Source organism: Sulfurimonas sp. (assembly GCF_047622445.1).
Classification (GTDB): domain Bacteria; phylum Campylobacterota; class Campylobacteria; order Campylobacterales; family Sulfurimonadaceae; genus Sulfurimonas.
In genome coordinates, this window is record NZ_JBLHOE010000026.1 from 1 (window position 1) to 19,215 (window position 19,215).

Consider the following 19,215-nt stretch of genomic DNA (forward strand, 5'->3'; position numbering starts at 1 on the left):
GACTCATACTAAATTATGGACTAGTGTACTAGTACCTTGCTTCTTGTTTCTACCTATTACTCTTGATCTACTCTTCTTAATTTTTATAGGGGCTACACTTTTTACTTGAATTAGCGAAAGTAGTGTTTTCATTTACCAATCAATGATTTATTATCAATAAGTTAACATTAGAATAAATGTGATAAGAATGTTACAATATTACCCACTAGTACATATTTAAATAATTTGATAAATTAATTATAATATAATATAAATAAATAATAAAATTCATTGATACTCTTTATATTATATATACTTATGTTTAGATTCTATTATGATAAGTTTTAATTATAATTAATCCCTATATCATATAAATATAGTGGAGAACTATCACTTTATTGTAATGTTATCTAAGCTAAAATTAAAAAAACTAATACTAGACTATGTTTATCAAATAAATCACAAAAATTTGATTTATAACAAAAAGGAATTTTATATGAATAAAACTATCAAGTTAGCAGTAGTAGCTGCTTTAGCTTTAGGTGCGACATCTGCGTTTGCTACAAATGGTTCTACAATGATTGGTATGGGAGCTAAGACTAGAGGTATGGCAGGAATTGGTATTGGTATGGGTCATGGAGCTGAATCTACATTATCTAATCCGGCATTTATTGCAAATATTAAAAATGGTACTGAAATTTCGTTTGGTGGTACTTTATTTATGCCAGATGTGGAAAACGCTAATACTGTTATGACTCAAAATGGTGCATATACAGGACCAACTGCAAGTAGTGACGCTGATACATTTGTTATCCCATCTGTATCTATTGCGCATAAAGTTAACGATAATTTTTATGTTGGTATTGGTATGTGGGGAACAGGTGGACTTGGTGTTGATTATAGAGATGCGTCAGCTGCAGCAGGTAGTACACAAATGGAAATGGTAACATCACTGCAGTTAATGCAATTTGGTGTTCCTTTAGTATATAAAGCAAATAACTTTAGCTTAGGTCTTACTCCGATTATTCAGTATGGTACTTTAGATATTAATTATTTTGCGGATACTAATCAAAATGGAACTTCAACAACTCATGGTGCAGGAATAGGTAGTGATATATCCCTTGGATACAACATTGGACTTGCTTATGAAACAGGTGGTATAACTCTAGGGGCAGTTTATAAATCAAAAATTGATATGGACTATGATGGCCAACTTGAAGCAGCTGTTGGAGACATGAATGGGGGACAGTATTCTAATAATACATTATCAACTCCTGCTGAATATGGTGTTGGTATAAGTTACTCTGCGAGCGGGCATACAATAGCATTAGATTATAAAAATATTGACTGGGAAGGTGCTGAAGGATATAAAGATTTTGGATGGGAATCTCAAGATGTGATTATTATAGGTTACCAGTATGCTACTGATGACTGGGCTGTTCGTATTGGTTATTCCGATACAGATAGTGCAGTTCAAGATAATGCAGGTAAAGGTTTACCATTAGATTCAACAATACCAGTACCTCCAGGAGGTTTAACAAACACTTTCAATGCTTTAGGTTTCCCTGGTAATATTGAAACTCACTATGCACTTGGTGGTACATATAATCTAAGTAAAACAGTTTCTATGGACTTAGCATATGTATATGCTCCTGAAGTTACAACATCAATCAATAACTTTATGGGACAAAATATTACAACTAATCATTCTGAAACTAGTTATAGTTTTCAAGTTAATTTAGCTTTCTAAAATTATTTAGAAAACTACCTCGTTTCAAGATGTCACTATTTAGAGTGGCATCTTATTTTTACACTAAAGCAAACTTTTTTGACAAACATATGTAAATTAGCCAAAGATAAAACAAATTATGCTACAATTATTTCCGATTTACGTGACTATTTTGTGATGAATAGTTCTAATTATAAGAAAAGGAAATATAGATGTTTAACAAAATAGTAAAGACAACAGTTGCCCTTACGCTAGTAGCAACAGTGGTATTTGGTGCGAATAGTGCTAGATTTAATGTAATAGAAGGTGATGCTAGTAAAAAATATGCAGATCTAATTGAAAATGATTTAAATAGTATAGATTTTGAAGTATCAGAAGCAAGAGATAGAGTTGATAGCGTTTATGCTGCACGTTATGGTAATCCAGATGATCCAGATTATGATAAGAATTGGGCTAAGAACTTAGATAATTTAAGTTTTTTCTCCATATCAAATGATAAGGTTTTGCACGAATTATTAAAGACTAATCCAGAAGTGGCAGGTTTTGCCCCTTTTAATGAATTAATTTATAAAAAGGCTTCTGAAGATAAAACTTATGTAGGACATCTAGACCCTACTACAATGTTAGATATTGTGGGAACTAAAAATGCAAACGTAAGAAAAGCTTTTATTGCAATGTATGATCCATTAGATGATTTGGTAAACAAAAGACTTGGTGGAAAAGTTGAGATAAAAACATTTGCAGCTCTTCCTGCAAAATCGATGATGAAGTTTGAGGTACCAGTTGATAGAGCGGGTGAATTAAGTGATTTTATTGATGCATTTCAAGAAAAATACGAGGCAGCATTTGAAGATAAAAAGTATATAATAGCGGGTTTTAAAAACTTTAAAGAAACATATGAAGAAGACTTAGGAATGGAATTTGCAGAATATGATGCATTTTTTGTATACTCTCTATGTCACTTTACATTTTCTTATAATGTATTTAACAAAGGTCGCCCAGATGGTGGTGTTTTTGCACCATGTTCAATGTATTCATACATTAAAAAAGATTCCAATACTATGGTAATTGGTATGCCTACACTTTCAAATTGGACTGCTTTACTAAATATTACAGATCCTGTAAAACAAGAATGGGTTAAAAAAATTGATGCTGAAATCATTTCGATTATGAAATCGATGGGTGCTAAAGAAATATAGTCAATAGGACGTAATAAACATACGACTCCTATTGTACTTTTACAACAAGGGGTTGTTGAATGAGAAATTTATTATTGTCGTTATTGGTAATGTTAGGAGCTTCGGCTTCTACTGTAAATGCAGAAGATATTAGTGCTTATTTAGTTGGTGAACATATGGATGTTAAAAGTGCAAGAAAAGCACTTAAAGGTGTAGGATATAAAATTCTTGCAACTTATGACTCTGTTAAAGATGGTCAAACAATAGTGTTTACAAATGACACTTTAATTGCTCAAGCAACAAAAGAAAAGCGTGCTCACGCTGCTGTCCTCCGCCTATTTGTAGATAATCAAGAAAAAATAATTAGTATTACAAATCCTGTCTATTTTGGTCGTGCATTTATGCAAGACGATTACAATGATAATGTATTTAATGCAGAACTCGAAAAAATTAGTGGGGCATTTCCTAATTTAGTTGGTTCTGAAGATAAGCTTGAAGATGATGATATTGCTGGATATCATTATATGATGAGTCGTCCTTATTATGAAGATAATGAAGAGCTAGGTGAAGGTTCACAATCTGAATTAGTTGCAAAAGCAAAAAATTACCAAAATGCTAAGTCTGTTATTTTTGAATTAAAATTATCAGATACTAGTACACTTTTTGGTTATGAGCTTGGGGAAGAGACAAAGAAGTTTGTGGAAAAAATAGGTCGTGCTAATGCTGCAGTTCTTCCTTATACTATTTCTATAGAAAATGGTACTGCAACCAGCTTGCATGGAGAGTACTACTTAGCGTTAAGTTATCCTCTTTTAAGTATGGGTACATTTATGAGTATATCAGATGTTCCAGATAAAATTACAGAAGATTTAAAGAAGGCTTTTAAGTAGACTTTTAAAGAAGTGATTACAGATCACTTCTTATCGCGAAAAGCAGTCATGATTTGTTCACTGCTTACTTCTCCCTCCTTCAATAATTTTACTAATTAAATAAGCATCAGTACTCGCTAAATATCTATTATAGTAACTAATAGTATCATTATATATAAAAAATATTACTATCAGTAAAAATACTATATTATAAATATATTTAATGATATATTGCTATAAAATATTAAAGGAATTTAAAATGAAATTTAAAACTATTTATTTAATTAGTAGTGCTTTGATATTATTATCTGGTTGTGCTACGATGCAAAAAACTGAGCTAAATGATGTTCTAGTGGTAAAGCAAGTTGAAACTACTAAAGTACAGGAAGCAAAGAAAAATGAGCTAAATGGTTTAAAACGTAAAGTTGCCATTGGAAGATTTACAAATGAAACGAGACATGGGCAAAGTTTTTTTCTAGATAAAAATAATGATAGAATTGGAAAACAAGCTATGGATATATTATCTGCAAAACTCTTTGAATCTGATAGGTTTATTTTGCTTGAACGTGCAGACTTGTCTAAAATAGAAGATGAACTTAAAATAGGGAAGCGTAAAAGTTTAGATAATTCTGCAGATTTTTTAATACTAGGTTCAATAACAGAATTTGGTCGTAAAGAAACTAGCGATGTCGGAATTTTTAGTCGTGTTAAAAAGCAAGAAACATTTGCAAAGGTTCATATTCGGATAGTAGACGTTAGTTCTGGACTTATCATTTATTCAGAGGAAGGAAAAGGAAGTGCTTTTAGTGAAGCTGGTAGTGTATTTGGTGTTGGTTCAAAAGCTGGATATAACAGTCAATTAAATGATAAAGCAATAGATGCAGCAATATCAGATTTAACTTCTAACATAATAGAAAATATGCTTGATAAACCTTGGAAAGGTTATATATTAGGATATGAAGATGGAAGCTTAATAATTTCAGGTGGTAAAAGTCAAAAGATTAAAGTAAACGATAAGTTTGATGTATACAAAAAGGGTAAGCAAGTTAAAAATCCTCAATCGAATATGATGATTAACTTACCAAGTAAAAAGATAGGAAAAATTCAAGTAGACGCTACTATAGGGAATACAATTGATACTGAAGTGTCCTTATGTAGTCTAATAGAAGGTAATTTAAAATCCTTCATAGATAGTAAAGATTATTCACAACTATATATTCAAGTAGGAGATAAATAATGAAAATAATAATATCTATAATGGCTTTAATTAGCATGTTATTCTTATCGGGGTGTGGCTACAAAGAAGGCGTTATATCAGTAGAAGGAAAGTCATATGTATATTTTACTGGCTATACAAATGATATTGAGGTGTCTATAGATGGTGGGGGGCCTTTTAAAGTTAAAAATGGCAAAAATAATCAGTATGTACTCAAGCCAGGTAAACATTTAATTGAAGTATTTAGAAATAACTCCACCATTGTAAAAAGAGAAATCTATCTAGGTAATGAAGTAGGAAAAGAAATAGGAGTCAATTAATGATAAAGAATCTAGGTATTAGTTTATTAAGTTTTACCATGCTTGGATTAGTATTCTCAGGATGTGCATCTCAACCTAAACCTTTATATAACTATGGAGATTATAGTACATCATATTACCACTCAAAACAAGAGGTAGGTCCAGAAACAGCTTTAACGTTACAAAAATCAATAGAAAATGCAATTGAAAATTCTTCTGATAGTTTATCTGGAAGAGTTGCTCCAGGTATGTATGCAAACCTTGGTTATATTTATCTTAAATCAGGTAACTACAGTAAAGCAGTTGAAAACTTTAATAATGAAAAGCGCATATATCCTGAATCTGTATATTTTATGAATAGAATGTTGAAAAAAATTAAAGTTGTTCAAGAAGAAAACAAATGATTAGAAAAAAATTGATAACAAGCTCATTTTTAATAGTATCAATATTTTTTCTTACTGGATGTGGTCCAGCTGTTATTACTAAAGATGCAGCATTTCCTAAAATGTATGAACAGCAACCTCGTTCTATACTAATATTACCACCAATGAATGAAAGTACTGATGCTGAAGCAAAAGATTATTATATGACAACCACAGAAGCACCATTCGCATTGATGGGTTATTATACATTTCCAACGGAGATGGTAGCAGATATTATGAAGCAAGAAGGTGTGTATGACACCGAGATACTATATGATATGCCATTAAATAAGTTTTATGAGTACTTTGGAGCAGATACAGTTTTAATGACTAAAATTAAAAAATGGGATCTTTCCTATATGGTTATCGCATCACATTTAACAATTCAGATTGAGGCTCAAATACTTTCAACTAGAACTTCGGAAGAATTATGGAAATATACAGGAACTGTAGTTATAGATTTAGGTGGTGGAGATGGTGGAGGAAGTTTGGTTGGTCTGATTGTTTCAGCAATAGCAACTGCTGTTAATACTGCTGCAGCAGATTATGTTGATTATGCACACCTTGCAAACAAGAGAATTATATCTACCCTTCCAGCTGGTCCATACAGTAGTAAATATATGCAAGACCAGAGTATGCAGTTAATTGATCAAAGCAAAAAATGATTTGTTAGGCGAGAAGTAGTCATGATTTTATATCATGACTGCTTTACGCTCTCCTACAACAACTTCACCAATTAAGTAACCATCAGTAGATGCTAGGATTTTTTCTACATTTGATTCTTCAACTACTAAAATCATTCCTACGCCCATATTAAATGCTCTAAACATTTCATCTCTATCTACATGTTCTGACATCAATTCAAATATAGGGAGTACTTTAATAGAATCTTTTTTAACTTCTGCTTTTAAATTTTCTGGAAGAACACGTGGAAGATTCTCAATGATACCACCACCAGTAATATGAGCCATTGCTACAATCTCATTTCTTAAGGCTTTAAAAGTTTTTACATAAATGTTTGTTGGTTCTAATAAAGTTTCAATTAAAGGTTTCCCGTTAAAGTCATCGTCAAACTTCATTTCCATTTTTTCAAATAAAACTTTACGAGCTAATGAGAAACCATTTGAATGAAGTCCTGAACTTGGAAGTGCTATAAGTTTGTGTCCAGCACGTACTAATGAAACTCTATCCATTTCAGATTTTTCAGCTACACCAACTGCAAAACCAGCTAAGTCATAATCATCCTCTGAATACATTCCTGGCATCTCAGCAGTTTCACCACCAATAAGTGCACATTCACTTCTGATACAACCCTCAGCTATCCCTGCAACTACATTCGTAGCTACATTAACATCTAGTTTTCCAGTTGCATAGTAATCTAAAAAGAAAGAAGGAGTTCCAAAGTTACAAAGTAAGTCATTTACACACATAGCAACTAAGTCAATACCAACCGTATTATGAATACCTGAATCGATTGCAAGCTTAAGTTTAGTACCAACACCATCAGTTGCTGCTAGCATTACAGGCTCTTTAAACCCAGTTGGAAGTTCAAACGCTCCAGCAAAAGAACCTATTCCACCCATTACGCCAGGTATTTTAGTAGATTTTACGAGGGGTTTGATATTTTCAACGAAACTGTTACCTGCATCTATATCAACACCGGCATCTTTGTAACTAATTTGGCTCATTATGAACTCCATTTATAAAGTATGAAATTATATCTTAGTTGAGTTTAGATAAGTGTTAAGAAAGAGAAGTTATATTTACTAAGTCTTCTCTCTTAAAAGAAAAGACTTAGTATAAGTGTAGAGAAGTTTACGCGTTTGATTTTGGTTCTGGTATATCACATTGTTTTGTGATAAGACATAGTGGGCAAAAGTTTACAAGTCCTGCGATTAATGGAATTGCACCTAAGAACCAAAGGTAATTTGCGGGTGTTTCAGGAGTCGCATTTAAAACATAATATGCACCAACACCAATAAGTGCTAAACCAACAACAATACGAACTACTCTACAAACTTTTCTAATTTTATTTACATTCATTTTATTTCCTTATTATTTTTTAAAGATGAAATTATATCAATATTAGAATAAAAAAATAAGTAAATATGAATTACTCCTTAAATATATGGAAAAATTAAGCTTTTTAACACTTATAAAGACAAATATGCTAAAATCGGTTTTAATTATATATTAGGAATAAAATAAATGAAAAATTTTATCTACAACGAAATGATGGTTCATGTACCAGTGTGCACAAGTAAAGCTCCAGAAAATGTATTAATCATCAGTGATGACACGTCTGCTCTAGAAATAGAGATGCAAAAACATACTGGTATCGCTTTTAAATCAGTACAATGTGGACTGGATGCTATTAGAGAAGAAGCAGATGCATCGTATGATGTTGTTATATGTGAATCAGGTGAAGATGCCGCTGTAATGGCACATATTTCTCGTGTTTTAAAAGAAGATGGTCTCGTAACAATGACGCATCCATCTTTAGATAAGACAACTGAAAATAAATCAATGATGCATATTCTTGGAAAATACTTTAAAGTAATAATGCCATATAACTTAGGTAATGGCTCAACTGCACTTTTATCTTCAAAAGAGTACCATCCAACTGCAGATATCAACCTTCACCGTGCTGATATGCTTGATGGCTTAGAGTATTACAACTGCGATATTCATCCAGCGTCGTTTGCAATGGGTAACAATGTTCGTAAAGAATACTTAGGCATAATTAAAAACTAATGGCATTTTCGTATGCTATAGCTCTAACGGGTGGTATTGCGACAGGTAAAAGTACGGTTGCATCACTTATGTCACTCAATGGTATGCGTGTGATAGATGCAGATACTATTTCACATCAGATTCTAGATAGCTCATTTAATTGGGTGGAAGAAACATTTGGTAAAGAGTATGTAAAAAATTCCAAGGTTGATAGAACTTCACTTGGAACGATGATATTTTCAAATCCTGAGAAAAAGAAGATTTTAGAAGACTTCCTTCATCCAAAAATTCGTGATGAGATAGAAGAACAAAGTATAAAACAAGATAGTTTTAAATTTCCATACCTCATAGATATTCCTTTGTTTTTTGAAAATGGTGCGTATGATATAACTGATAGTGTAGTAGTTTATACTCCAAGTGATGTGCAGCTAGATAGATTCCTTAAAAGAAATAAGTACTCCAAAGAAGAATCTTTAAAACGTATTTCTTCACAAATGCCAATAGATGAAAAAAAAGAAAAAGCAACATGGATAATTGATAATTCTAAAAATTTAAAACATTTACAGCAAGAAGTGGAAGACTTTGTTACAATTATAAAAGATAAATATCTTAAAAAGGAGAAATAATGACAGTTTCTAAGTACAGTGCTAGTGGAAATGATTTTGTTATATTTCATTCCGAAGTTAAAAAAGATAGAAGCGAATTAGCAAAAGAGCTTTGTCATAGACAAGATGGGATAGGAGCTGATGGATTGATAGTTGTTATTCCAAATGCTACCTATGACTTTCAATGGCAATTTTATAACTCTGATGGTAGTAGTGCTGAGATGTGTGGTAATGGAAGTAGAGCGTGCGCACATTATGCATATTCACACGATCTAGCCCCTGTTAATATGAGTTTTCTCACTGAAGCAGGTGTTATAAAAGCGGAAGTTGATGGCTTAATGGTTCTCAGTGAGCTTACTCCTCCTTCAATACTAGAAAAAGGTATAGAATTTTCTGGCAAAAACTGGTGGAAAATAGATACTGGTGTAGCTCATATGGTTGCTTTTGTTGAAAATATAGAAGCGTTTGATATTTCAGAAGCACGTGAATTACGTCAAAAATATAATGCAAATGTAAACATTGCCTTTCTCGATGGTAAAAACCTTAGAGTGAGAACGTATGAACGTGGTGTTGAAGATGAAACTTTGGCATGTGGAACTGGTATGGCTGCTTGTTTTTATAGAGCACTGCAAGAAGGTTTAGTTAAGGATTCTATAGAGGTATATCCAGCCAGCGGTGAAACATTGTATCTTGGAATGAATGATAGGACTATAACATTTAGAGGTGAAGTGAAAAATACCTTTATAACAGAGTGGAAAACTAACTAACATAATAGTATTAGTTAGTTTGTATTATATAATTATTTAGACCTTTATTTCTTAACGTGAGGCACTCTTGAGTAGCTCACATTTTTAACATTTCCGTGATCATCTATATTTATATATAAACTTTGGTATTTTTTATTTTTTATTTTTGAATTACTAAAGTGTACTATCCAACTAGATGTATCATTGTTTTTTTCAATATTTGATAAAGAAAGAATTTTCCAACTTGTAGAGATTTTTTTTTGTAGTATAAGTCTTCTAACTTCCGCCTTAGCAATATTTACTATAGCCCTTTTGTTAAGCGTTGTATTGATGTCTCCATAGCGGTAGTAGTTTTGAGCATTTTGTGAATGGAGTGTACTAAAACTTACCACGATAGTGATAAGTATTAATGTAAGTAATCTTTTTATAATCCAGCAGCTTCAACAATCTTGGCTTGATGATCTGTAATAAGTGGCTCAACAACTTCATCTAAAAGTCCACCACTCATAATCGCATCAAGTCTGTATAAAGTTAAGTTAATTCTATGATCACTCATTCGATTTTGAGGATAGTTGTATGTACGTATACGACCACTTCTATCTCCCGTTCCAACTTGAGCTGCACGTTCAGCTGCATTTTCTGACTGCTGTTCGTGCATTTGTAGATCATAAAGTCTTGCTTTAAGAACTTTCATAGCTTTTTCACGGTTTTTATGCTGTGATTTTTGATCTTGATTGGTTACAACAAGACCAGATGGCAAGTGAGTAATTCTTACAGCCGAATCGGTCGTATTCACAGATTGACCACCACATCCAGAAGAACGCATTACATCTATTTTTAAATCTTTATCTTCAATAACTACTTCAACATCATCAACTTCAGGCATCACTGCTACTGTGATTGCTGATGTATGAACACGACCTTGAGATTCTGTTTCTGGAACACGTTGAACACGGTGTGTTCCACCTTCATATTTCAACCGACTATAAACCTGTTCACCTTTGATAAGGGCTGTTACTTCTTTGTAACCTCCCGAATCAGATGGTGAAGTACTGATAATCTCAATTTTCCAATTTCTTAAATCTGCATATCTTGTGTAAGCATCAAATAAATCGCCTACAAAGATTGCAGCCTCATCACCACCAGCACCAGCACGCATCTCAACAATGATATTTCTATCGTCATTTGGATCTTTTGGTAAAAGAAGCATTTTAATCTCTTCTTCCATGATTGGTTTTTGTGGTTCAAGCTCTTTAAGTTCTTCTTTTGCCATGTCGCCCATTTCAGAATCAGAAAGCATATCTTTTGTATCAGCAATATCTGAAACTAAGGTTTGGTATTCTTTTGCTTTTTCAACGATTGGTAAAAGGTTTGATTGTTCTCTTGAGAGATCTGTCATACGTTTGATGTCAGAAGTTATATCAGGCGAACTTAGCAAATCGCCAAGTTCGTTATAGCGGGTGATAAACGGTGTGAGTTTATCTGCTAACATAATACGTTAGCCTTATATCGCGTTAACAGCTCTGTGTAAGCGGCTTACTTTTCTAGCGGCAGTTTCTTTTTTAAGAATACCTTTGCTAACAAATTTATGAATTTGTTGGTTAGCTACTTTGAATGTAGCAGCTGCTTCTTCTTTGTTTCCTGCGTCGATTGCTGTACGAACATCTTTTACGATGTTTTTAAGACGAGTTCTGTAAAAACGATTACGCTCTGTACGAACGATTGTTTGACGAATTCTCTTCATTGATGACTTGTGATTTGCCATGTTGAGTCCTTCTTTTTATAAATTAAGTTCGAAATATTAGCTTAAATAGAATTAAAGTTATGTTAAAGACGTAATATATTGTCAAATTCTCTAATTATATATAATTATGTTAGAATTCCTTACATAATTAAAAACAATTTTTCTCGCCATTAGGCGTAGTTTTAGGAGAAATAATGAAACTATTTGGAACAGATGGAGTGCGTGGTGAAGCAGGCTCGTTTTTAACAGCTGGACTTGCTATGAAAGTAGCGATGGCTGCAGGAATCTATTTTAAACAGAATGCAGTGAACAATAAGATTCTGATTGGTAAAGATACACGCATTAGTGGTTATATGATTGAAAATGCAATTGTTGCAGGTCTTACTGCGATTGGTTATGATGTAATTCAGATAGGCCCTATGCCTACCCCAGCAATTGCATTTATTACAGAAAATATGAGATGTGATGCTGGGATAATGATTTCAGCTTCGCATAACTCCTTTGAAGATAATGGGATTAAGTTTTTTGATGGTCATGGAAATAAACTTTCAAGTGAAGTAGAAAAAACTATCGAAGATATTTGCAATAATCAAGAGAGGATAGATGAAGCACAGCTAATAGCTAAAAATATTGGTAAAGCAAAAAGAATTGATGATGTAATTGGTCGCTACATTGTTCAACTTAAAAATTCATTTCCGAGAGATCTCTCTTTACATAAGATGAGAATTGTTTTAGATACTGCCAATGGCGCGGGTTATAAAGTTGGTCCAACTGTTTTAGAAGAACTTGGTGCTGATGTTATAGTGCTGCATGATAATCCTAATGGTTATAATATAAATGAAGGCTGTGGTGCATTACATACTAAAGATTTAAGCGAGAGTGTTATTAAATATCGTGCAGATTTAGGGATAGCTCTAGATGGAGATGCCGATAGACTTGTTGTCGTGGATGAAAAGGGTGAAGTTGTTGATGGGGATCAACTTCTTGGTGCTTTGGGCTCTTACCTAAATAATCAAGGATTACTTAAAGGTGGAGGCATAGTGTCTACTGTTATGAGTAACCAAGGTCTTGATGATTACATGAACTCTCAAAACCTTAAGCTATTTCGTTCAGATGTAGGGGATAAGCATGTTTTAGAAGTAATGAATAAAGAAAATATTAATTTTGGAGGTGAGCAAAGTGGGCATGTAATTATGCATGATTATGCAAAAACTGGAGATGGACTTGTCTCAGCGCTTCAAGTTTTAGCACTCATTATTCACGCAAACAAAAAAGCTTCTCAAGTTTTACGTCCATTCTCTTTGTATCCTCAAAAGCTTACAAATATTAATATAAAAGTGAAAAAAGAATTAGCTGATATTGATGGTTTAGCTAAGAAGTTAGAAGTACTTGAGACTCAAAATATTAGACATCTTATCCGTTACTCTGGGACTGAAAATAAACTACGTATTCTTCTTGAGGGCAAAGATGCAAAACAGATGAATAAAGCTATGGACGATATGGTTGTATTTTTTGAAAAAGCTTTAAATGCATAATCCAGTACTACGATTAAACATAATTCTTTTTTTTACTCTAGTAGGTGTTTTTATAATTGATCAAAATATTAAAATGCTTTTTGTGGATGGTTTTCGTTATTACACAGAGTGTATCGACTTAATATTAGTATATAACAAAGGTGTGGCATTTTCAATGTTCGCATTTTTAGAAGAATGGCTCAAATATATCCAACTTGTTTTAGTGTTTGGTGTGCTTGGATATATCCTCTATATGAAGCAAGTTTGCTACGCCATTCCAGCAGGTTTACTCTTAGGTGGAGCATTTTCAAATGTCTACGATAGGTTTATTCACGAAGGTGTTGTGGATATGGTATATTGGCACTGTGGCTTTAATTTCGCTGTTTTTAACTTTGCGGATGTAATGATAGATGTTGCAGTTGTATGGTTTTTAGTTTTGAACTTTAAACCTAAGTTTTGTAAAAGCTAATTCCAAGCACTTTTTTGGTATTATTGTCCAAAATAATAGTTGCTTTCTTGCAACAAGTATAGAAATAAAGGAAATTGATGGAAATCAAATCAAACAAAATTAATGGTGCAAATGCTGAGATCGAAGCTGTAATCTCTATGGATGAAGTGAATGAAAATGTTGAGAAAATTGCTAAACAACTAGCTAAAACTACAACTATCCAAGGTTTTCGTAAAGGAAAAGTTCCTGTAGCAATCGTAAAGCAACAGTACGGTCGTAAACTTCAAGAAGATGCAGAAGCAGAGGCACTACGTGAAGTACTTGTAAAAGGTTTAGAAGAGCTAAGTATCCCAAATGAATCATTAATCGGCGAACCAAACGTTTCTAGATTTGATAAAAGTGATGACAAAATAGAAGTAACAGTAAAAGTTGCAATGAGACCTCAAATAGAAATGGGTGATTATGCTTCAAAGGTAAAAGAATTTAATAAACCAGTTGTAAGTGATGATGATATTGATGCTAAAGTTACTGAAATAGCGCAAGGTCAAGCTGAATTAGTAGATATTAAAAGAAACCGTAAAATGAAAGATGGCGATACTGCTATAATTGATTTTGAAGGTTTCATAGATGGAAAAGCGTTTGATGGTGGAAAAGCTGAAGACTTCGCTCTTCTTCTTGGTTCTGGTCAATTTATTCCAGGTTTTGAAGATCAACTTATTGGTATAAAAAGAGATGAAGAAGTTACTATTAAGGCAACATTTCCTGAAAATTACGGTGGAGATTTAGCTGGTAAAGAAGCTGAGTTTAAAGTAGCTGTAAAACAAATTAGAGTAAAAGATGATATTGAAATAAATGATGAGTTAGCTAAAAAGTTACTTCAAGGTGAAGAAGATGCATCTGTTGAAAGTTTAAAAGCAGTAGTGAAAACTCAAATTGAAAATGAAGAGTTGTCTAAACTTTATAATGACACAATGAAACCAGAATTACTAGAGAGCTTAGTAACGGGTACTTCATTTGATTTACCAGAATTTGTTGTAGAACAAGAGATTGATATGGCGCTAAACAAAGCAGCTTCGTCAATGAGTGAAGATGAGATTAAAGAGCTTCGTGAAAATGCAGATAAATTAACAGAACTTCGTGAAACATTCCGTGGGGATGCTGAGAGAAGTGTAAGAGCTACTTTTATTATCGATACACTAGCAATGGCAGAAAACATTAAAGTTGATGAAAATGAAGTTATGCAAACTATCTACTATGAAGCGATGCAAACAGGTCAAGATCCTCAAAAAGCATATGAGCATTATAAAGAAGCTGGATATATTCCTGCAATTCAAATGTCAATGGTAGAAGATAGAGTTCTAAGTACAATCTTAAACTCAAGAATAAAAGAGGCCTAGTTAATGAGCTATATCCCATATGTAGTTGAAAAGACAGGACGTGGAGAGCGATCTTATGATATTTACTCACGTTTACTTAAAGATAGAATTGTAATGCTTAGTGGTGAAGTAAACGATCAAGTCGCTTCTACTATAGTTGCACAGTTCTTATTTCTAGAAGCTGAAGATCCAGAAAAAGATATCTTTTTTTATATCAATTCCCCAGGTGGTGTTGTGACTGCCGGTATGGCTATTTTTGATACTATGAATTATATTCGTCCAGATGTTGCTACTATCTGTATAGGTCAAGCGGCATCTATGGGTGCTTTTTTACTTTGTAGTGGCGAAAAAGGTAAGCGTTACGCTCTTCCTCATGCTCGGATAATGATCCACCAACCTCTAGGTGGTGCACAAGGTCAGGCATCTGATATCGCTATTCAAGCCGAAGAGATTCTTAGAATGAAAAAAGAATTAAATACTATTATGGCAAAAAATACAGGGCAAAGTCTGAAAACTTTAGAAAAAGATACAGATAGAGATAATTTTTTAAGTTCTAAAGAAGCATTAGACTATGGTCTTATCGATGAAGTTTTAGTTAAAAACGATAAAGACTAAAAGGAAATAAAGATGGCGGGTACACTCAGAAGTAGAAATAGACGTAATCTAAATACTGATGAGCAACCTTCCTTATCAAGTAGCTCACATAATTCGGAGAAGTTACTTGGTATGGATAACCAATTAAGTGATATTGAAACATATTCTAAAGAAGTTTTAGCATCACTTATTGCAGATAATACACCTCCTACACCAAATAATTTTTCTCTTTACTTTGATAGACTTTTAGAAGATAGAGATGAAAACTTTAGAAAACAAGTATCTTCAATGTTGGAACTTGAAGAAAGTAATGATGCGGAGAGTACATTAGAACTTGAACATAGTTTAAAAAAAGGCTTTTCCTCAATAAAAAGTATTTTAGGCACTACTGCTAATTTATATAAAAATATGTCTTTAATGACGAAAATCCTTGAAAAAAGAATGAAAGAACTTGAGCTTGATAGTGATAAACAATCTACAATAAGTGTCGCTTCTACCCTAGGCAATGACATCAAAAAGTTAAATACAATCGTAAAAAAACAAAGCGGACAGATGAAGGTTTTGTATGATGAGACAGCCACTATTGTAAAAAATGTTGAAAATGAAACTATTTTTGATAATAAATTTGGTGTGTATAATAAACGTTATCTTATGAGTAAAATAGAGAGTGAAACTGGGTTAATAAAAGAGTTTAAACATAAAAGCTCACTTATTATGATAGAACTTTCTCGTGATTTAAAAGATAGCGTAGGGAATGAAAAAGCTTTGCTTCTTATGACAAGAACAATTGCAAGGTTGCTTTTAAAAACATCAAGACGTAGTGACACAGTAGCGCATTATGGTAATGGAGTCTTTGTTATGCTTTTAAAACATACTGATATAGAGAGTGCAAAAAAAGCAAGTGAGAGACTAATATATCTAGTGTCTAATTCAAACTTCTTTTTAGCAGATAGAGAAATTAAACTACAAATCTCGATAGGTATTACAAATATAGATCCAGATTATTCTGTGGAAGAAACAGTAGTTAGCGTTATGAACGGTGTTGAAAAAGCGTATAAAGATGAGTCATCTGATTATGCAGTAGTACTTATGAATGGAGATGACAACTAAGTATGAATCTAAGTATTGTAGAATATCCAGACAAAAGATTACGAGAGAAATCTCTTAGAGTTGAAAAATTTGATCTAAAACTTCATGAAATTTTGGATGCAATGTATCCTTTAATGATGCAAACAAATGGCATTGGTCTGGCGGCTATACAAGTAGGTATCGCGCAAGAGATATTGATACTAAATATCCCTGATGATGATGGTGAACAGCCAAAAGAAAATCTTATAGAGATTATTAATCCAGTTTTGAGTAATACAAGAGGGGAAAGTACATACCAAGAAGGTTGTTTAAGTGTACCTTCTTTTTATGAAGATATTAATCGGTTTGAATTTTTAACGCTTAATTATCAAGACAGAGATGGAAATACGCAATATCTTGAAGCTGATGGATTACTTAGTATCGCTATACAGCATGAATATGATCATTTATTAGGGATACTTTTTATAGACAAGCTAACATCATCAAGGCGTCGTAAATTTGAAAAAGAGTATAAAAAAATGCTTAAAGAAAATAAATCTCCTAAATAATATTGCAATACGCAATATAAACTTCCTCTACTTTACAAACTAGATACAATCTTCTTAACTTATATGAAAGGTTTGGAAGATGCAAAGTATAAACTGTGCGACCTATGAAGGTCTTGACGCAAAAGTTGTTCATGTTGAATCTACACTTACCAAAGGCTTACCCTCTTTTAGTATAGTTGGTATGGCTAACCTTTCTATTAATGAGTCTAAAGAAAGGGTTAAATCGGCACTTTTAAGTAATGATTTTTCTTTTCCACCAAAGCGTATAACCCTTTCTTTATCTCCAAGTGATATACGTAAAGAGGGAAGTCACTTCGATTTGAGCATAGCTTTGATGATTGCATTAAATACAATAGATGAAAGTTTTTCTGATTGGTTTGTTTTTGGAGAGTTAGGACTTGATGGCACAGTAAAAGAAAATCTAGGTTTGTATCCTTTAGTATTATCTTTAGCAAATCAAAGGCTTATTCAAAAAATTATTGTCCCAAATGAGGCCTTAGAGAAATTATCTAAAATTCCTAATATTGAACTTTATGGAGTGAAAAATTTAGAAGAAGCTATAGAGTTACTTCGTAATCAAGATACGGCTATTGCTAGTGTAAGTGGAAACAGTATTGAGTATCCATATTATGAAATAGAGTCTGAAAAATACTATTATATAAAAGAATATGAAAATGATTTTAAAGATGTAAAAGGGCAAGTAGTTGCAAAAAGAGCAGCTCTTATTGCTGCGTGTGGTTTTCATAATATTCTTTTTGAGGGTAGTCCCGGATGTGGGAAAAGTATGATTGCTAAAAGACTGCAGTTTATTTTACCACCGATGAACTCGGATGAGATACTTGAAGTAGCTAAGCTTGAAGCCTTAGAAGCGAAAGAACCTAGTTTTAAACCTCATAGGTGTATACGTTCTCCTCATCATTCCTCAACACAAGCAAGTATATTCGGGGGAGGTTCACATAAGGCTCAGATTGGTGAAGTAGGCCTAGCACATAAGGGAATATTATTTTTTGATGAATTGCCTCACTTTTCTAAAAATGTGCTTGAATCACTCCGTGAACCAATGGAAGATAATAAAATATGTATCTCACGAGTACATTCAAAGGTTCAATATCCTGCAGATTTTCTTTTCATAGGAGCTATGAACCCGTGCCCGTGTGGAAATTTACTCAATAGCGCAAAAGAGTGTAGATGCAGTGAGCTTGAAATTAAAAGATATAAAAATAAACTCTCAGATCCTTTTTTAGACCGGATAGATATTAATGTAGTAATGCAAAACGTAAATGCTGAAGACAAATCTAGTTATAGCTCTATGGAGTTACATAAAATGGTAGTAGCATCTCATATATATGCTAAAAAAAGAGGACAGAAAAGTTTTAACGCGAAGTTGAATGATGTAGAGATTGATAGTTTTTGCATACTAGATACTGAAGCTCAAGAAACTTTAAATATAGCGATTGGCAGATTCGATTTATCTTTTAGAAGTATAAAAAAGATTCAAAAAGTTGGACGTACTATCGCTGACTTAGCTTCTAGTGCAATAATTGGGAAAAATCATATACTTGAAGCCTTGAGTTATAGAAGAAGATAGTTAAAATTTGTTTATCTTCTCACTTTTTGCTATACTATAAGATAAAATTATTATTTGAGGCACTGAAGTGGAAAAAGAAAGCATTGTACAAGAACTTAGATCAGCGAAAGTAGCTCACCTCAAATGGGTTCAAAGAGCTAAGTCATTAATTTCTGGTATGCCAATAGAAAAAGAAGCGATACCATTAGATTATACAGACTGTATATTTGGGAAGTGGTTTTATAGTGCGGGACAGGATATAGTTATGATGCCAGGTATGAACGTAATGGAGTCTATCGGAATTAAGCATACAGAATTACATCAGATATATTTTAAGATTTTTCAAGTATATTTTGGTGAAGGCGGAAAGTCTTTTTTTTCCAGATTATTGAAAATCAAGAGAAAAGTCTCTTCTGCAGAGCAAGAAATGGCTGAGAGATATTATGATGAACTAGAAGCAGTTTCCAAAGAGCTTCTAGATTTAATTGGTAAGCTGGAGAGACGTATTGGTGCCTTAGGTGAAGATTTCTTCAGCGTTAAATAATTTTCTTTATTTGAA

Annotated in this window: 23 protein-coding genes; 18 read left to right on the forward strand and 5 right to left on the reverse strand. The window is 32.9% G+C overall.

The genetic code is table 11. The annotated features are described in order from the left end of the window. Positions 1-475: 475 nt before the first annotated feature. From ACI9TV_RS07445 to ACI9TV_RS07475, 7 genes are all read left to right on the forward strand, one after another. The gene (locus ACI9TV_RS07445; protein WP_415250145.1) at positions 476-1,729 is read left to right on the forward strand and encodes an OmpP1/FadL family transporter; all 1,254 of its coding nucleotides are present in this window, start codon (positions 476-478) and stop codon (positions 1,727-1,729) included. Between the two features lie 191 nt (positions 1,730-1,920). Next, positions 1,921-2,907, forward strand: a complete 987-nt coding sequence (locus ACI9TV_RS07450; RefSeq protein WP_415250146.1) for a hypothetical protein — start codon at positions 1,921-1,923, stop codon at positions 2,905-2,907. Between the two features lie 59 nt (positions 2,908-2,966). Further along, positions 2,967-3,776: a hypothetical protein gene (locus tag ACI9TV_RS07455; RefSeq protein WP_415250147.1), complete on the forward strand. Its 810-nt coding sequence runs from the start codon at positions 2,967-2,969 to the stop codon at positions 3,774-3,776. Positions 3,777-4,014: 238 nt separating this feature from the next. Further along, positions 4,015-4,992, forward strand: a complete 978-nt coding sequence (locus ACI9TV_RS07460) for a CsgG/HfaB family protein (protein WP_415250148.1) — start codon at positions 4,015-4,017, stop codon at positions 4,990-4,992. Then, on the forward strand, positions 4,992-5,291 hold the full coding sequence (locus ACI9TV_RS07465; protein WP_415250149.1) for a hypothetical protein: 300 nt from the start codon (positions 4,992-4,994) through the stop codon (positions 5,289-5,291). The genes ACI9TV_RS07460 and ACI9TV_RS07465 overlap by 1 nt, the downstream gene beginning before the upstream one ends. Next, the gene (locus ACI9TV_RS07470) at positions 5,291-5,674 is read left to right on the forward strand and encodes a DUF4810 domain-containing protein (RefSeq protein ID WP_415250150.1); all 384 of its coding nucleotides are present in this window, start codon (positions 5,291-5,293) and stop codon (positions 5,672-5,674) included. The genes ACI9TV_RS07465 and ACI9TV_RS07470 overlap by 1 nt, the downstream gene beginning before the upstream one ends. Then, the gene (locus tag ACI9TV_RS07475) at positions 5,671-6,357 is read left to right on the forward strand and encodes a GNA1162 family protein (protein ID WP_415250151.1); all 687 of its coding nucleotides are present in this window, start codon (positions 5,671-5,673) and stop codon (positions 6,355-6,357) included. The genes ACI9TV_RS07470 and ACI9TV_RS07475 overlap by 4 nt, the downstream gene beginning before the upstream one ends. Before the next feature lie 27 nt (positions 6,358-6,384). Here ACI9TV_RS07475 and purM read toward each other — a convergent pair whose 3' ends face one another. Further along, positions 6,385-7,380: a phosphoribosylformylglycinamidine cyclo-ligase gene (gene purM, locus ACI9TV_RS07480; RefSeq protein ID WP_415250152.1), complete on the reverse strand. Its 996-nt coding sequence runs from the start codon at positions 7,378-7,380 to the stop codon at positions 6,385-6,387. Between the two features lie 127 nt (positions 7,381-7,507). Next, a complete protein-coding gene (locus ACI9TV_RS07485; protein WP_415250153.1) occupies positions 7,508-7,735 on the reverse strand; it encodes a DUF2892 domain-containing protein in 228 nt (75 codons plus the stop codon). A 165-nt stretch (positions 7,736-7,900) separates the two neighbouring features. Here ACI9TV_RS07485 and ACI9TV_RS07490 point away from each other — a divergent pair, with 165 nt between their 5' ends. The 3 genes from ACI9TV_RS07490 to dapF are packed head-to-tail and all read left to right on the forward strand — an operon-like array spanning position 7,901 to position 9,797. Continuing rightward, complete coding sequence (locus ACI9TV_RS07490) at positions 7,901-8,446, forward strand: spermidine synthase (RefSeq protein WP_415250154.1); 546 nt, start codon at positions 7,901-7,903, stop codon at positions 8,444-8,446. Further along, positions 8,446-9,051 carry a dephospho-CoA kinase gene (gene coaE, locus ACI9TV_RS07495; RefSeq protein WP_415250155.1) on the forward strand — a complete coding sequence of 202 codons (606 nt, stop codon included), beginning with the start codon at positions 8,446-8,448 and terminating at the stop codon, positions 9,049-9,051. The genes ACI9TV_RS07490 and coaE overlap by 1 nt, the downstream gene beginning before the upstream one ends. After that, complete coding sequence (gene dapF / locus ACI9TV_RS07500; RefSeq protein WP_415250156.1) at positions 9,051-9,797, forward strand: diaminopimelate epimerase; 747 nt, start codon at positions 9,051-9,053, stop codon at positions 9,795-9,797. The genes coaE and dapF overlap by 1 nt, the downstream gene beginning before the upstream one ends. 44 nt (positions 9,798-9,841) lie before the next feature. On the opposite strand, the gene ACI9TV_RS07505 is transcribed toward dapF, so the two are convergent. Genes ACI9TV_RS07505 through rpsT form a run of 3 tightly spaced genes read right to left on the reverse strand, consistent with a single transcriptional unit; the run spans position 9,842 to position 11,541 of the window. Continuing rightward, positions 9,842-10,207, reverse strand: coding sequence for a DUF6488 family protein (locus ACI9TV_RS07505; protein WP_415250186.1), 366 nt, complete (start codon positions 10,205-10,207; stop codon positions 9,842-9,844). Continuing rightward, entirely contained in the window at positions 10,201-11,268 is a 1,068-nt protein-coding gene (gene prfA, locus ACI9TV_RS07510) for a peptide chain release factor 1 (protein ID WP_415250157.1), read from the reverse strand. Before prfA ends, ACI9TV_RS07505 begins: the two co-directional genes overlap by 7 nt. 12 nt (positions 11,269-11,280) lie before the next feature. Next, the gene (gene rpsT / locus ACI9TV_RS07515) at positions 11,281-11,541 is read right to left on the reverse strand and encodes a 30S ribosomal protein S20 (protein ID WP_415250158.1); all 261 of its coding nucleotides are present in this window, start codon (positions 11,539-11,541) and stop codon (positions 11,281-11,283) included. A 173-nt stretch (positions 11,542-11,714) separates the two neighbouring features. Between rpsT and glmM the strand changes: the two genes are divergently transcribed. The 8 genes from glmM (at position 11,715) to ACI9TV_RS07555 (ending at position 19,200) form a co-directional block, all read left to right on the forward strand. After that, positions 11,715-13,055 carry a phosphoglucosamine mutase gene (glmM, locus tag ACI9TV_RS07520; RefSeq protein ID WP_415250159.1) on the forward strand — a complete coding sequence of 447 codons (1,341 nt, stop codon included), beginning with the start codon at positions 11,715-11,717 and terminating at the stop codon, positions 13,053-13,055. Beyond that, entirely contained in the window at positions 13,048-13,503 is a 456-nt protein-coding gene (lspA, locus tag ACI9TV_RS07525; RefSeq protein WP_415250160.1) for a signal peptidase II, read from the forward strand. The genes glmM and lspA overlap by 8 nt, the downstream gene beginning before the upstream one ends. 77 nt (positions 13,504-13,580) lie before the next feature. Then, positions 13,581-14,879: a trigger factor gene (gene tig, locus ACI9TV_RS07530; RefSeq protein ID WP_415250161.1), complete on the forward strand. Its 1,299-nt coding sequence runs from the start codon at positions 13,581-13,583 to the stop codon at positions 14,877-14,879. A 3-nt stretch (positions 14,880-14,882) separates the two neighbouring features. Continuing rightward, positions 14,883-15,473 carry an ATP-dependent Clp endopeptidase proteolytic subunit ClpP gene (gene clpP / locus ACI9TV_RS07535; protein WP_415250162.1) on the forward strand — a complete coding sequence of 197 codons (591 nt, stop codon included), beginning with the start codon at positions 14,883-14,885 and terminating at the stop codon, positions 15,471-15,473. A 12-nt stretch (positions 15,474-15,485) separates the two neighbouring features. After that, positions 15,486-16,562 carry a GGDEF domain-containing protein gene (locus ACI9TV_RS07540; protein WP_415250163.1) on the forward strand — a complete coding sequence of 359 codons (1,077 nt, stop codon included), beginning with the start codon at positions 15,486-15,488 and terminating at the stop codon, positions 16,560-16,562. A 2-nt stretch (positions 16,563-16,564) separates the two neighbouring features. Then, complete coding sequence (gene def, locus ACI9TV_RS07545) at positions 16,565-17,089, forward strand: peptide deformylase (RefSeq protein ID WP_415250164.1); 525 nt, start codon at positions 16,565-16,567, stop codon at positions 17,087-17,089. Positions 17,090-17,168: 79 nt separating this feature from the next. Further along, on the forward strand, positions 17,169-18,677 hold the full coding sequence (locus ACI9TV_RS07550; protein WP_415250165.1) for a YifB family Mg chelatase-like AAA ATPase: 1,509 nt from the start codon (positions 17,169-17,171) through the stop codon (positions 18,675-18,677). 67 nt (positions 18,678-18,744) lie between these two features. Next, complete coding sequence (locus ACI9TV_RS07555) at positions 18,745-19,200, forward strand: CZB domain-containing protein (RefSeq protein ID WP_415250166.1); 456 nt, start codon at positions 18,745-18,747, stop codon at positions 19,198-19,200. Positions 19,201-19,215: the final 15 nt, after the last annotated feature.